The 14,624-nt window shown below is 51.0% G+C and carries 8 protein-coding genes and 2 pseudogenes; 3 read left to right on the forward strand and 7 right to left on the reverse strand.

Annotated elements, in window-relative coordinates; all coding sequences use genetic code 11:
* Entirely contained in the window at positions 1–840 is an 840-nt protein-coding gene (locus PHU01S_RS09705; RefSeq protein WP_127507377.1) for an alpha/beta fold hydrolase, read from the reverse strand.
* 327 nt (positions 841–1,167) lie between these two features.
* Positions 1,168–5,136 (reverse strand): S-layer homology domain-containing protein, encoded by a 3,969-nt coding sequence (locus tag PHU01S_RS09710; RefSeq protein WP_127507380.1) that lies wholly within the window; start codon positions 5,134–5,136, stop codon positions 1,168–1,170.
* 298 nt (positions 5,137–5,434) lie between these two features.
* Here PHU01S_RS09710 and PHU01S_RS09715 point away from each other — a divergent pair, with 298 nt between their 5' ends.
* A complete protein-coding gene (locus PHU01S_RS09715) occupies positions 5,435–6,598 on the forward strand; it encodes a response regulator (RefSeq protein WP_127507382.1) in 1,164 nt (387 codons plus the stop codon).
* Positions 6,599–6,625: 27 nt separating this feature from the next.
* On the opposite strand, the gene PHU01S_RS09720 is transcribed toward PHU01S_RS09715, so the two are convergent.
* Both PHU01S_RS09720 and PHU01S_RS09725 read right to left on the reverse strand, forming a co-directional pair.
* Positions 6,626–9,718 (reverse strand): ATP-binding protein, encoded by a 3,093-nt coding sequence (locus PHU01S_RS09720; protein ID WP_246029189.1) that lies wholly within the window; start codon positions 9,716–9,718, stop codon positions 6,626–6,628.
* 375 nt (positions 9,719–10,093) lie between these two features.
* The gene (locus tag PHU01S_RS09725) at positions 10,094–10,690 is read right to left on the reverse strand and encodes a TetR/AcrR family transcriptional regulator (RefSeq protein WP_127507384.1); all 597 of its coding nucleotides are present in this window, start codon (positions 10,688–10,690) and stop codon (positions 10,094–10,096) included.
* Positions 10,691–10,899: 209 nt separating this feature from the next.
* Between PHU01S_RS09725 and PHU01S_RS09730 the strand changes: the two genes are divergently transcribed.
* Positions 10,900–11,304, forward strand: coding sequence for a VOC family protein (locus tag PHU01S_RS09730; protein WP_127507386.1), 405 nt, complete (start codon positions 10,900–10,902; stop codon positions 11,302–11,304).
* A gap of 403 nt (positions 11,305–11,707) precedes the next feature.
* On the opposite strand, the pseudogene PHU01S_RS27125 reads toward PHU01S_RS09730, so the two are convergent.
* From PHU01S_RS27125 to PHU01S_RS09745, 3 genes and pseudogenes are all read right to left on the reverse strand, one after another.
* Positions 11,708–11,839, reverse strand: a pseudogene (locus PHU01S_RS27125) (EVE domain-containing protein); the annotation flags it as partial.
* The gene (locus tag PHU01S_RS09740; protein WP_048745103.1) at positions 11,832–12,416 is read right to left on the reverse strand and encodes a DinB family protein; all 585 of its coding nucleotides are present in this window, start codon (positions 12,414–12,416) and stop codon (positions 11,832–11,834) included. The gene PHU01S_RS09740 and the pseudogene PHU01S_RS27125, both read right to left, overlap by 8 nt.
* 66 nt (positions 12,417–12,482) lie before the next feature.
* Positions 12,483–13,430 (reverse strand): annotated as a pseudogene (locus PHU01S_RS09745) (helix-turn-helix transcriptional regulator).
* Positions 13,431–14,297: 867 nt separating this feature from the next.
* Between PHU01S_RS09745 and PHU01S_RS09750 the strand changes: the two are divergent.
* The gene (locus PHU01S_RS09750) at positions 14,298–14,621 is read left to right on the forward strand and encodes an ArsR/SmtB family transcription factor (protein WP_048745102.1); all 324 of its coding nucleotides are present in this window, start codon (positions 14,298–14,300) and stop codon (positions 14,619–14,621) included.
* Positions 14,622–14,624 lie beyond the last annotated feature (3 nt).

A 14,624-nucleotide genomic window follows, 5' to 3' on the forward strand; every position in this document is an offset into this window, starting at 1 on the left:
CTATCGTCTGAGCTCGGCTTTTCGGGCGCTCCCGGCCGATGCCAAGTAGGCTTGGATCAGCCTGATCGTTTCCTCGGGATGGCTCATGTGCGGACAATGGCCGGTGGCATCCATGAGCTGAAATTCGCCTCCCGGCATATGATGGGTGATGTAAGCCCCCGCTTCCAGCGGTGCGATCACATCCTCGGCGCATTGCAGAATCAAGGAAGGCACCTTCACCTGTCCCAGCTCCCCCCGGTAATCGGAGAGAAAGGTCGCTTCGGCAAACCGCCGGGCCACCTTCGGATCGGTTGCGCAGAAGCTCCGCTCAAGTTCGGCGGACAATTGGGGGCGGCCCGGATTGCCCATAATGACAGGTGCCAGATAGCTGGCCCATCCCTGATCGTTTTTGTCCATCATATCCAGCAGAGCGAGCAGATCCTCGCGTTCAAACCCTCCTATATAATCGGGAAGGTCGTTTATATATCGGGCAGAAGGGCCAATCAATATCAGTCGTTCAAAATATTCGGGTCTGCGGATTGAAGCGAGGATGCCGATCATGGCGCCTACGGAATGGCCCACGAGAATAGCGTCACGGGTCTCCAGCGCCTCGCATATATCCAATACATCCTGGGCATATCCGTCCAGATCGCCGTAGCGGACCGGGTTATAGGCCCGGATGTCCGACTTGCCCGATCCGACAAAGTCAAACAGGACTACCTTGTATTGTTCTTCGAACGCAGGTGCGACAAACCGCCACATGTTTTGACCGCAGCCGAAGCCATGGGCAAAAATCAAATGTTGGGTGCCGCTGCCTGTTACTTGAACGTTGTTGCGGACAAAAGTCTGTTGATGGTCCATACTATTTCCTCCAGTTCACAAATTTTCTTCGAATTCATAGGGTGAACCGCTCGGAAAATGAATCTCATTATGCTAGTATATCAAACCTGCTGAATAAAAGATTAACAATCCATACCAATGAAAAACTCACAACAAGCGCGAATCGGTTCTGCTCCAGGCCACTAAGGGACGCATATGCATAGGAGAAGCACAACGGCTCCCGGTCATGCCGGACCTCAATTCGTCCCGGATTAAGAGAATTGTCTTCCGGCGAAAAAGAGATGCCTTTAGCAAAAAAAACAACCTTTGCTGACATCGAAGTCAGCAAAGGTTGTTTGATTGGCACGATTACTTATCAATAATGTTCGTTATTTTCAACATCCTTGCGATTAATGCCGTGACCTCCGCACGCGTCATTGGTGCTTTCGGACTCAACACCGCAGGTCCATTCCCCTGGATAATTTCCGCTGCAATCAATTGAGCAACGTCTGCCTTTGCCCAAGCAGATACGCCAGACGCATCCTTGTATCCCGCCAGTGCCGCAGCTGCTTGTTCATCGCTCAACGCGGCTCCCGAATCTATCAAACGGTATGCGCGGGCAATCATCGAAAATCCTTGTTCCCTGGTCATTTCCCGATTGCCGTAGAAGCTTCCATCGTTGTAGCCGCGAACGATGCCGAACTCATTCGCAATGGCTACGGAAGCGCGGTACCATGCTGAATCCGCAACATCCGGGAATATATTTTGCGGCACATCCTGACGCATCAAGCCCAGACCCAAAACAACGATGTCAGCAAATTCAGAGCGCTTAACATTGCGGTTCGGCGAGAAAGTATTGCTGCCCGTACCGTCAAGATCAAGTCTTGCAGCAATATTGTTGACATCCTCTTTGCCCCAATGTTGTCGTACATCATCAAAATCCTGAGGATTCCAGATGACCGAGTACGTACCGCTGCTGCGCAGATCATTGATCCTTGCAAAATAACGGTTATCGATCTTCGTCACCGCTGTCGGCACATGGAAAACGCTGCCGTCCGGGTTGATAACGACGCCTGTCGTAATCCGGTTCGGATCGATGCCTTCCGGAAGGGCGATGTACTTAGGCGCATATCCGCTCAGCTGCCCGAATCTGGCCGTCTTGCCGCTATTCGTGAAGGTCAGGTCGAGATCAACCGGGTTAACCAGCAGTTCGTAGCCTTGCTCTGCCGCTTTATTCTTAGCGTTCTGAATCCATGTATCCGCGGAACGGGAGATGTTGATTTGAACGGCAATTTCGCTTAATGCGGAGTTCCCCAATTGCTTGGACACCGAATCAAGGTTCATCTTTCCGCCAGGAACCGGATAAACGGCCAGCGGGTTGCCGATCTCAAGGCTTGCGCCCTTATCGGCCAATTGCCTAACCGTTTCTGCCGTCAAGCCGTCTACCTTCACATCGCCGTCCTTCGGAGAACGAATCGCGAGCTTCTGCCCGCTGCCCTGTGCCAAGGTCTCGTTCAGCTTGTTCAGATCCACTTGAACCCACGTTGTCGTACGGTCTCCCGAAGTTGACGTTTTCCCGGTCGCAAACGCGCCGTCCTTGTCGTTCACGGAAGTTTTGATCCCGGACTCTACCGGATTTGTTGGCGTTGCCGGAGTTGTCGAGGGTACAGGTGTTGTTGGCGTCGGTGTGCTTCCGCTGTTATTGCCGCCATTGTTTCCGTTAGATGCCGCAGCCGACGTGTGAATCCGCGCTGCTTCGCTGATAGCGGACGCGTTTTGCGTAGCCGTCTCTTTCACCCGTGTTACAAAGGCATACTCCGTATCCGGCGTCAGTCCGTTGAACGTCAGGCTGTCTTGCCACGTCAAACCGCCATCCTTGCTATACTCCTGACCGGCTATGCCTGTCAATGTAATGCTCGTTGCAGTCTTGCCGGCTTCTACCGGCGCGCTCGGTGCTTTAGGACCTTCCATTTTTGCAACAGATGCCGTAGCTGCGCTTGTTACACTACCAGCCGCATGCGTGCCATCAGCTATAACCTTCACGGTAATAGCCTTGCCGATATCGTCTTCAGTCAACGTGTAGCTCGCATTTGTCGCTCCTGAAATGGCAACTCCGTCTCGATACCACATATAGGCCGGCACGTCTTCAGTCGTGCCCGAAGTATATGTGATCGCCGACAAGTCTGCCGTCAGCGTCTCGCCGTATTTAGCGGTCCCGCTGATGGAGACGACGCCTCCCATTTTCGGAAGATCAGCGTCCGAAGTGCGAATCGTTGTCGCCTCGCTGACAGCGGACGGGCTTTGCGTGGCCGTTCCTTTCACCCGCGTTACAAACGTGTAATCCGTTCCCGGCGTTAACCCGTCAAATGTCGCGCTGTCTTGCCATGTCAAGCCGTCGTCCAGGCTGTACTCCTGACCTTCAACGGCCTCCAACGAGATGCTCGTTGCGGTTTTGCCAGCCTCTACCGGCGCGCTTGGTGCTGCAGGTCCGTCCATTTTCGTGACCGGCGCTGTCTCGTCGCTCGTCACGGCGCCAGTCGCATGCATGCCGTCGGCTGTAACCTTTACGGCAATGGGCTTGCCGATATCGGGCTCAGTTAACGCGTAGCTGGCACTCGTCGCTCCCGAGATGGCGACTCCGTCCCGATACCACTGGTACGTCGGAACGTCTTCCGTCGTGTCCGGCGTATACGTGATACCCGACAGATCCGCCGTCAACGTTTGACCAGCCTGGGCTGTGCCGCTGATCGCCACGCTGCCTCCCATCGTCGAATATCCCGGCGTTCTAACGCTTGTGCCGCTTACGCCCGTTGTAGGAAGAGGGCCGGTCGTGTCGGCAGGAACCGTCACGATTTGATACTCGGTAGCTGGATCAAGGTTTTCAAAAGTCAATTCGGAATCCGTACCTGTTTTCCAATCGCTTACCACGTTGCCTTGCGCATCGGCTATAGCATATTTAGCCAAAGTCGATGATGGATTTATCGTAATTGTTGTTTTACCGGGATTTCCCGTATCTTTTCCAACTGCAACGTTATGATCGCCTACTGTCGGCAAAGTAATGGCTTTCGTCTCAGCGGCCGTACTTGGAGTTGTAATGCTTGCATTAAATGTCGTCGAAGCGGCTACTTTGTAAGTCCCACCCGGCATTAAGGGCTTAAATACGATCGGAACTCCGTTGCTTGGATACCACCCGTATGCATCGGCCGTAATTTCATCGCCGTTTTGATCATATGCCTTATATCCCGTAACCGGGTTACCGTCCAGATCGGTGACGCTCATTACCGTACTTACGTCAAGAGGGGTGGCAATGATTCCGCCTGAGCCTTCATAAACAGCTGACGTTACGCTTTTGATACCGTCCGTAAAACTTGCAACATCCGTGGGGGCTGTAATGATGTCGCCTATGGCACCGGGACTATACTCGACAATAACGCCCGGATCCTTGTAGGCACTAGTCCCGCCGTGTGTATTATTTACGGCTACGTAGCCTATTTTGGTATTATTTGTATCCAGTACAAGTGTGAGATGGATGAGAGCTCCGTTTTGTACATAATTGCTCGTCAGCTCAAGACCGGTTGGCTGAGCGTTTGTTACATACCTTGTCTCCGTATAAGCAGGAGTGCTCCAGCTGGATGCCTCCGTAGTTTTAGTGGCGCCTATGAAGCTTACAAAGCTCCAGCCTCCTGTCCAAGGAGTCTTAAGCTCTTGAAACAATCTAGCAATGGCCAGCATTTCTTCAGGATGGTCGGCTGTCGGCTCTACAAGATGTCCGTTATTGGCTTTTGCAATCGTCACAGCATCATTAAAAGTCATGGTGCTCAGTCTTTCCACATATGCAAAGTGACGGCCATTGTAGGTGCGCACAGAGGTTTTTCCATTGCTCAATTGCGCCCCCGGCGTCACATTCACGGTGACGCTTTGGGTTTGCCCTGAATCTTGTGTAAATGTCATCGTTCGAATAACAGCTTGAATTTCTTCATAAACAGTGCCGCTTGAAAAATTGAACACTCTATTTTTAGGTGTGGATTTGTCCGTAACAACGCCGCTGATTGTTATGCCATTGGTCAACTCGGTAATACCGTTTGAAAGAGTTCCAACAGCAATCGATCCATTATTTACAGCTACAGTAAAATATCCGCCCCCTTCATTAACGATGCCATTGCTTTCAAAGGCAGCATTTGATAGCTGATAGTTTGTTTCGGATAATCGAATAGGAGTGCCAAGATTAAGGATGGCTGTCTCCGCTGCTCTAGCTTGTGACGCGTGAAACGGCATCATCGTCAATACCATGACGATTGCCATGAGAAAAGATAACGTTCTTGAACTTTTCAATTTCATCTTTCGTTCATTCCTCCTAAAGAAAGCTATTGAAATGGTCGCACAGCTTCATCACCTCTCCCCGCCACAAGACAACTAGCGGAGAGACCGTAATGCGCGGTTTTCTATGCACAACATCATAGACAAAACATCTAACCAAACTCTAACCACAACTAATATAGGTCTGAAGGAAGTGAACCCCATCTCCATTTCGGATCCGAAATCCAACCATTTTCTTATTAAATAGATATCAGCTTTTACCGATATAGATACAGCATTAGAGTGGATTCAATGTTCGACAATTAGGGGCTGCGTATGAATGAAAGTCATGCTGGTGGACGATGAGCGGCTGGCGTTAGTCAGGCTGGAAAAAATGCTGGGGGAATTTCACGATTGCCAAGTAATCGGATCCTTCTCGAAGGCAGAGGTAGCGATTCATCATATTGGCGAATTCAAACCCGACGCCGTCTTTCTGGATATTCAGATGCCGGGATTGAATGGTTTGAGGGCAACAGAGAGAATACGTCCTGTCTCGCCGGACACGAAAATCATCTATGTGACAGCCTATGACGAATACGCGATTGAAGCATTCGAACTGAATGCGACCGATTACTTAATGAAGCCGTTAAGGCGCGAACGCTTGGGCCGAACAATACAGCGTCTACGGGAGCGCGTTGTTGAGCATAAATTGGAGTCTTCGAAAGAAGAAGGATTGTTGTACCATTGTTTGGGTGCCATGCAAATCCGGAAGCCAAACGGGGAACTGGAGTTTTTGAAGTGGAGAACGACGAAAGCGAAAGAGTTGTTTGCCTACTTGTTGCATCATCGCGGAAAAGTCATTAGCAAGAATATATTGCTGGAATTATTTTGGCCCGAAATGGATGAACGAAAAGGGCTCGCCAACCTGCAGACGAGTATTAATCGGATTCGAAGCGTATGGAAGGATACAGCCGGAGAAGGCTATGTCACCATCCGATATTCTCAATACGGATATGTCCTTGATTCGAGTCAGCTGCGAATTGATGCGGAAGAATGGGAGCAAGAGCTTCGCAGGTTAAGCCCTGTTTCAATTGAACTAGCCCCTGAACATCAGCGATTGGCCGATATGTATCGCGCTAATTTTTATGATGAGGATAATTATGCGTGGGCGGAGAGCGAACGCCAACGGCTCAAGGCACTTTGGCTGCAGCATGCTCGGCAGCTGGGGCAATTCTATTGTTCTCATGACATGAATATCGAAGCGCTGGGAGTTTATCATCAAATACAAAAGAAGGATCCCCTGAATGAAGATAGTTACCTGGCGCTAATGAATATATATGCTCGGCTGAATGACACGGTTTCCGTTACTAAACAGTATGAATTTATGGTTCAAATCTTGAAACAAGAAGCAGAGGCCGATCCCGGCCCCGGCATATTGGAATGGTATGCACAATGGAAAGAATCTGATAAAAGAGCGGTGCAGGGACTGATCAAATCCAAATGATTCCGCATTGTCTTCACGAATTTAGGCTTAGCCTTTCTTTCCCCTGATTTTCGGCACAATAAAACGGACAATAGTGCCTTGATTGGGGACACTCCGGATTTGCAATCCTGTGCCGTATATTTGTTTCAGTCGCCGATCCGTATTGAACAAGCCGACTCCCGCCCTTCCTTCCAACCGACTGTCCAGGACGCGCTTCACTGTTTCCTCATCCATTCCTATCCCGTTATCCGCAACCGAAATTTCCGCCTCATGTTCTTCTTGGGTAATTCGGATATGAATTTCTCCGCCTTCATCGCGACTCAGAAGGCCGTGTCGTATTGCGTTTTCGACTAGAGGCTGGATGCAGAGCGGGGGGACCAACAAATGAAGCCCTGAGTCGGCCTCCCAGCGAATGGTTAATCTGTCCTCAAATCGTTCCTTTTCGATATACAAATAGGAGCGGACAAGACCAAGCTCATGATCAAGCGGAACGAACCTCTGCAAGTTCCGAAAATCAAAGCTTGCCCGCAAGTAATGGCCGAATGCCTCAAGCAACGCGCTCATTTTATCATGATCGATTTCGCTGAGAGCAGCTATCGAATTGAGCGTGTTGTACAAAAAATGCGGTTGGATTTGCGCCTGAAGCCATGCCGCTTCCATGCGCAGCCTTTCCCGCACGGATTGCTTCAATCCAGTCAATGCCCGTACCCTGGACTTCAATTCCATCGCATCAACAGGCTTCGTCACATAATCGTTGGCGCCATGCAAAAATCCCATCTCTATATCTTCCGGTCTGCTCCGGGCGGTCAAGAGCAGAATGGGGAGCTCCGAAACGGAAAAGCGCTCACGAATAAAGCGGGAAAATTCATATCCAGACATATGCGGCATCATAATGTCGGCAATGATCAAGTCCCATTCTCTGGTATCCAGAACGGCAAGTGCTTCACGTCCGCTTGCAGCTGTGACGACAGTATACTTTTCCGAAACAAGAAGATGGCTCAATATCTTTAAATTGACCGCATCATCGTCTATGACCAGAATGTTTGGCCGGTCCGAATCGGTTACCGACTCAAGTCCGGTATAATCGCCGCAAGGTTCAGAGGCAGCAGCAACAGCCGCTTCTGCATACATGGCCGATCCCGGAGCAATCGCTTCCGGATCGAATTGCCTGAAGGAAGCATCCGATAACGGCAGCATGAAGCTAAATACTGAACCTTGGCCCGGAGTAGAGTCGACCTGCAATGTGCTTCCGTGCAGCTCCACCAGTTTTTTGCATATGCTTAGCCCGAGCCCGAGCCCGCCTCCAATCGCCGTTATGCCAGAGTCCCCCTGCTCGTAGGGCGCAAACATCCTCTGCTGCGTTTCCAGATCTATCCCGATCCCGGTGTCGGCGACGACGATGTTCACCTTGCCGTCCTTGACCTCGGCCTTTATTGTGATATGTCCTTGATCTGTATATTTCACCGCATTGTGAAGCAAGTTGAACAAAATTTGCGTAAGCCGGTTTTCATCGGCCATGACACTGGGAAAGTTGGCCGGAATGTCGTTGACGATGCGAATCGGCTTGCCTTCCGTCATGAAACGAAGCATATCGGTCACACCGGATGCGACTCCCTGAACGCGGACACTCTCTATGTGCAAGGAGATGCCATTCTCCTGAAGCCGCGTCATGTCCAGCAAATCGTTGAGCATGTATGACATCCGCTTGCCTACGGAAATAAGCAGCTTCATGTTCTCTTTGTTTTTGTCGTCCTGATCTTTAATTCCGGTATCCAGAACGGTCTGGGCGATGTTAAGAATTCCATGCAGCGGATTCCGCAATTCATGGGACGTGTTGGCCAGGAAATCGTCTTTCAGCTTGTCCGCTTTCTGCAGCTTCTCGGCGAGCTTCACCGTTTGGTTGGAATTATGGAAATAGCGTTTGAACCAGAAAGACGCAAAAGCGAGGAACGCAACGATCAGGTCGATCGGGTAATAACCCATGTCGAGCAGACCCTTAAGATAACCACCAATGATATTAGTCAAAACACTGATTAGACCGATGACCAGATAAATGGCGTTTTTATCGCTCTTCAGAGCCGTACGCAGCGACAACATCAGAAAGTACAAGCAAGCGAGCAAATCTAGGGTATAGTACACAGCTAATGCGCTCAGCCCGTACCTGGCTGGCAAAAACACAATCAGCAGCGCCGCAATCACACAGAGCACGAGAAACCAGCGAAACACTCTGTTTTGCGCATGCTCCGGAAAGAGGCTTTTGGCAAATTGCAGCAGGAAGGCGCCTACTCCAATAAAGGACAGAAGAACGAGTTTAATAGACCACTCGTAGTTGATGGCCGGCAGCCAAACGAGCAAAAGCTTATCATCGTCGAGCAGTGTCATGACAACGGCACTAATAACGAGCATGAAGAAATAGATCAAAGTCTTTTGTCGGGTGCCGATCAGATACAGAATTAGCGCATACAAGGCATGAATCAACAGAACGACACATACGACTACCTGCATGTTGATGGAAAACCCTACTTCTTTGTCCACCGCATGCTCACTGCCAAACTTGATCGATCCTACCAAACCGCCTTGTAAACTGTTGTCATAATTCGCAACTTGTATGACAATATCGATTTCGCCTGTATCCGCCTTGAAAGTGGCGGTATATGGCAAGCTTCGGGCTGTATACTGATGTTTGATTTTTGCCGGCTGCCCCTCTCTTGCCAAAAGACGATCGTTCACATATAGTTCGGACGAAGTACGCACATTCGAAACGCGGACGCCATAGGTTAGTTCTTTATCCGGGTTGACCATGACGCGCAAACGATAGGAGCCATAGCCATATGGGGAATTATGCGAAGATATAGACGAGTCCCACTTTCCGGGAACTTGAATGAACAACCTCCCCTCTCCGGATGAGATTGTGCTGGAGTCGCTTTGCATTACAAGCTTGCCTGGATAGAACTCCCACCCTCCATCTAATGTAACCGTGCGATCCTTGGTGAAGTCGAAGCCGCGCAAATCCAACTCGCCCCGAACCGCACGAGGGTGATCCGGCGACGCCTGAAGAAAAGCCCAGATGATTCGAATCAGGATTAAGGTGATAAAGAATGACCCTGTAATCAGGACCGCTTTTCGTTTTGTCATCATCATCCAACCTGTTTCGACAAAACCGAGGCAATTCCTTTGATCATGATGATTAAATCGTGAACATATGCTGATAATGAAAAAAATGCCCCTAACATCTATAGAGCGAAATTTAAAGGTCAGGACATATTGAAACGGCTTGATTTCACATCGCTAAACAAAGTATGTAAAGAGTGCTTTCCCAAACGCATTCCCGTGAAAGAGGAAGCATCTCCTTTTTCACCAAAAAGGACCTCAACTTCCACTGTAACGTGGAGACTGAGGTCCTTTTTTCGAGGACTCGATCGCGTTGCGCCGGGATGCCGAAGCATGTGGGCGCTCAAACCAGATATTCGTTGGTCCGCCATCGATGGCGGGCCAAGCAGCGATAGGCGTCTCGTCCTATAGTGAAGCGAGTACGCGCTTGATGATCGCCTTTACGAACGGGACGTCGATCGGTTCGCGCGAGAACCAGCGGCGGTAGAAGAGCGGCCCCAGCAGGGCCGCGACGATCGTTGACATGTCGGCATCGGCCGACAGCTCGCCCCTGTCTACCGCGCGCTGCAGAACTTCTCGCAGGGGTGCAGCGTGTCCGCGTTGAATCCGACTGTGGATTTCCGCGAACTCCGGATTACGCTCGGCGGTGTCGACGATTGACGGCAGGACAAAGGACCAGTTCGCCGTCGGCAGCAGGTGCGCGATTTCCTCCAGGATAGCTGTGACGTCGCCTTCGAGCGTGCCGGTGTCGGGTACTTCCTGCTCGGCAATCATCCGTGAACAGGCGTCGATCACCAGGGCTTCCCGCGTCGGCCAGTGGCGGTAGATGGTCGTCTTCGCGACCCCGGAACGACGCGACACCTCGTCGACGGTGAAGCTGGCCACACCGCCTTCGCTGAGCAGTTCAAACGCAGTGGTCAGGACGGTATAGCGCGAACGCTCGACGCGTCCATTCACCTTGGCCGACGGCACTCGTTCAGACTTCTTGGACGTTGTCACCATCTTCCCTCCAACATAAATGGACTTAAACAGAGATTCGTTGCCTTAACAGAACCGATTCTTCCCATTATACCATGGCGGCATCCTTGCCGCCGGGACTGTGACCGCGCCAGCGCCCAGAGACGATTTTGCCGTTCACTTGTATTTTTTAGATCAATATGATACGATACCGTATCGTAGCGTTACATTCCATTAGGAAAGGTTGATTTCTCATGAATTTGGCTTCTGTACGCATCATTACCGACGACTTGGATCGGCTTGTCGCGTTCTATGAGAAAGTCACAGGAATTTCGGCGATGCGCCCCGCGCCTGTCTTTGCTGAGTTCGTTCTGCCATCGTGTACGCTGGCGATCGGCCACTCCCAGACGGTACCGCTGTTCGGCGCCGGTTCCGCGCGCGCGGCCGACAACCACACCGTCATCATCGAGTTTCGCGTCCACGACGTCGATGCCGAGTACGCGCGCTTGAAGCCGCTTGTCGACGAGTGGGTGCAGGCACCGACCACAATGCCATGGGGGAACCGCTCTGCTCTGCTTCGCGACCCCGACGGCAACCTCGTCAACCTATTCGCCCCCGTTACCGAGGAAGCGCTCCAGCGGTTCAGCGGCAGGCCTTGACGGACAGCGCTCCTACGCAAGCGTCCCAATGGAATAGGCCCTGGAACTCTTCTGCTTGCCGCGGAACGTGATGCAACCAGACGCTGATGTCGTGATGAGCCGGGGTCACCGGCGGTCATCATGATTGCGACATCGGCGTCGAAGAAGGCACGGCCCATGTTGGCAGCACGCTGCTTTCCGTTCAATTAGGTCCTCATTCCGCGCCAGGAACAGAATCTAAATTTCGCCGTGTTCAGCTTAATGAGCCGCAGCAATAGCAAATTGCCTTGAGGCAATAATTGGGCGAACGATTTTCAAATCTTCCAGATGAATTCCCGTCAAGAGTTTCTCTTTCGGTTACAAAATCTTCCTGATCTCGTTGACATTCGATTCTCGCCTCCCGGCAGGGAATATATTCGATGTTCCGGCGGTAAGGCAAGGATTTTCCGTGGCACATCTGGGCGAAGCCGCCACTAACCCCCCGCTGCACATGCGACGCCGAGACGACGCCTATCCAATAAGAGGGCGTTCCGCTTGCCGGCCCAGGCTCACCCATGCGCCTGCTTCCAAGCGTCGTCCAGACGCATCTTCTGGAGCAAATGATGGCGATAGTGCATCTCGATCAGTCTGAACCATTCCAGCGCGTTCAATCCCCCTAATCGCGGATGGAGAACCGTATTTCGAACGATTTCCTTACCCGGTTCTAATCGCGCTTGGGTAACCGGATCAAACTCCGACGCAATTTTCGCTTCAATCTCGACCATCCGACGTACCGTATCCCGCAATCCGTCGACAAGTTGTTCCTTGCTTTCCGGTTGCGGCGGCGTGTATTGAGGGGACGGGGGAACTCGGATCCGATCCGGCGGGAAACTCCCCGTCTTGAACAGCTCCTCACCCGGCTTCGTCTTTCCCGCCTGGGAGATTTCCGGACTGCCGCCCGGTTCAAGGCACAATGCGGCGTTCCTCAACTGCATCAACTGCGCGGAACGAATTAAATGCATGTACATCTGACCAAGCGACCATTCGTCCTCCGCCGGCTTCCAAAGCAACTGATCAAAATTGGAGCCATCCAGCTCTCGAATATATCCACGGACCGTCTCCTCGAATTTATGCAACGTTTCTTTCGTATCCATTGCCGGACCCAGCTCCTTTTGCTTAAGCTGAATCCAGCATACAAAAACGCTACTGACAGCAGTTTGTCAGTAGCGTTCAAGCATTTTTTTGATTTCCTCGCGTACCCGTTTCCGCAGCGATTCCGGCTCCAGCACACGCACCGCGGCCCCCCATCCGAGCGTCCATTGAAGGAGATCCTCCACCCGCCGGACGCGGAACGTCGCCTGCCAGCCTTCTTCCCCCGGCTCGAACGACTCCATATAGAAATTGTCCGATTCCTGAACCCGGTCCGCAATGGCCTCGTCGACCAACATGTGGACGGTCACATTCCGATCATCTATAGGCCGGTGATCCTGAAAGCGAAAACCCGGAACGAGCAGGAACGAATCTTCCAGTAAGGCAAGCTCGTTCATGCGAGACAGCCGAAAGTGCCGGATGGCGTGCCTCAGCCCGCAGAACGCAACAAGCATCCACACCCCTTGGGAAAATACGAGCCCGTAAGGATCAACCGTTCGCTCGCCATGACGATATCCGTCCGAATCCGGCAGGTTTTTGGAGTAGCGGAAACGAACCCTGCGCTTCCCCAGAATCGCTTGGCGCAACTGTTCGAACGTCTCTTTTTCCTGCCCGCGCGTTTTCCCCCCTCTTTCGTTCAGCAGCCGAATCGCCGATCGGATCCGCTCGGTCTCTTCGCGTACGTTCTCCGGTAAAATCGCCTCGATCTTCTCCTGCGAACTGCGGGCCTTCGCGCCGTACTCGGCGTCTAGCCTTATTCGGACGAAATCCGCCCCGATGAGCAGCGCCACCGCTTCCTCCGCCGTGAAGCCGACAGGTGGGAGAAAGTAGCCCTCCATCAAGGAGTAGCCTACCCCCGGCGCACCCGCCACCGGAACGCCCGCTTCGCTTAGCGCTTGAACGTCACGGTAAATCGTGCGGATGCTCGTCTCGAACTTGGCAGCCAAATCCTCGGCTCACAGCACGCCTTTCCGCTGCAGCTCAATGACGATGGCCAACATCCGTTCGGTTTTGTTCACATCATCCTCTTCCTTTTCTGAAGCTTCAAAATGACTTCAATGCATTCCGAACTACCCAAGCGATTTTTTGAAATTAACATAGCCTGATAAACCTGATTCATGGTGAAGCCATACGTTATACCTTCGCTGTTTTTAAATGTCGTAATGGAATCCGGTATAGAAGAAGCAGCGGCGACAGCAGCTATACACCGGGTATTTGCGGAATCGTCTAACTCAACTCCGAAGCATTCGCTCACCCGATATAATTGACCCTGGAATGCGTGGTTAATTTGTTCCTGGAGGGAGAGCCTTCATCATCACTCTTTTAAAATAAAGAAGACATATTGAGCTCGCCAGCGCCAAAATCGCAATCAAGGTTAGAACCTTACTCCTGTTTTTGAATTCGCTCAATAGCCGTTCCCTTCCTCTCCTAATCATATTCCTAGATCCTTTTTTATACGTTTTACCTTGATTCAATCTTATCAGATTGCCAAGTTCATGACCTAACAAGTACGGTATCAACCTTTAAGCCGCTTCCATTACGCTTGCGAAAGAAGGCTGAATCTTCGCGCTGCCGATTTGGCGAGCCTTCAGAATTTTTAGGGAAGTCGTATGGAATCAAGGTGTTCCAGGTTACCACCGATATTTCCAATAAAGAACAAGTTGAATAGCAATAAATACGTGGGCATGAGATTCAATCCATTGCTGGACCAACGATTTCCACCCCTGTTAAAAGCATACCAATTGATTTTGGATACAAAGTAAAGTAATATTTATATATCGAGAATTATCAATATCCTTTTGCTCGATTAGTCCTTACTCATTCCAATCAAAATGGATTTCAATAAGCTCAGAAAGGGGAGGACGCCGTTGAATCGGGAATCAACGATGATAACTGACGAACAGGCAGTTGAAATTTTCAAGGCTCTGTCCAATCAAATAAGAGTAAATATTCTGCAAATGTTGAAAGAACCTGATCATCATTTTTCCACTCAGGCCCATGTTATCAAAGAAAAAGGCTTTGATGGCGGGGTTTGTGTGAGTGATATTCACAGCAAAGTAGGACTGTCGCAGTCCACCACCTCCCAGTATTTATCTATCCTGTTGCAAAGCGGTCTGGTGGAAATGAAACGAATCGGACAATGGACTTATTATCGACGCAATGAGGAAACCATCAAACAGTTTGAAAAGTATATAGGCTTGAAAATATGACCT

The sequence above is a fragment of the Paenibacillus humicus NBRC 102415 genome (assembly GCF_004000905.1).
GTDB lineage: Bacteria > Bacillota > Bacilli > Paenibacillales > Paenibacillaceae > Paenibacillus_O > Paenibacillus_O humicus.

Bases quoted from the DNA above. Each gene is read 5' to 3' on its own strand.
- PHU01S_RS09725 (WP_127507384.1), bottom strand. From the start codon at position 10,690: ATGGTGACAACGTCCAAGAAGTCTGAACGAGTGCCGTCGGCCAAGGTG.
- PHU01S_RS09705 (WP_127507377.1), bottom strand. From the start codon at position 840: ATGGACCATCAACAGACTTTTGTCCGCAACAACGTTCAAGTAACAGGC.
- PHU01S_RS09710 (WP_127507380.1), bottom strand. From the start codon at position 5,136: ATGAAATTGAAAAGTTCAAGAACGTTATCTTTTCTCATGGCAATCGTC.
- PHU01S_RS09730 (WP_127507386.1), top strand. From the start codon at position 10,900: ATGAATTTGGCTTCTGTACGCATCATTACCGACGACTTGGATCGGCTT.
- PHU01S_RS09720 (WP_246029189.1), bottom strand. From the start codon at position 9,718: ATGATGATGACAAAACGAAAAGCGGTCCTGATTACAGGGTCATTCTTT.
- PHU01S_RS09715 (WP_127507382.1), top strand. From the start codon at position 5,435: ATGAAAGTCATGCTGGTGGACGATGAGCGGCTGGCGTTAGTCAGGCTG.
- PHU01S_RS09750 (WP_048745102.1), top strand. From the start codon at position 14,298: ATGATAACTGACGAACAGGCAGTTGAAATTTTCAAGGCTCTGTCCAAT.
- PHU01S_RS09740 (WP_048745103.1), bottom strand. From the start codon at position 12,416: ATGGATACGAAAGAAACGTTGCATAAATTCGAGGAGACGGTCCGTGGA.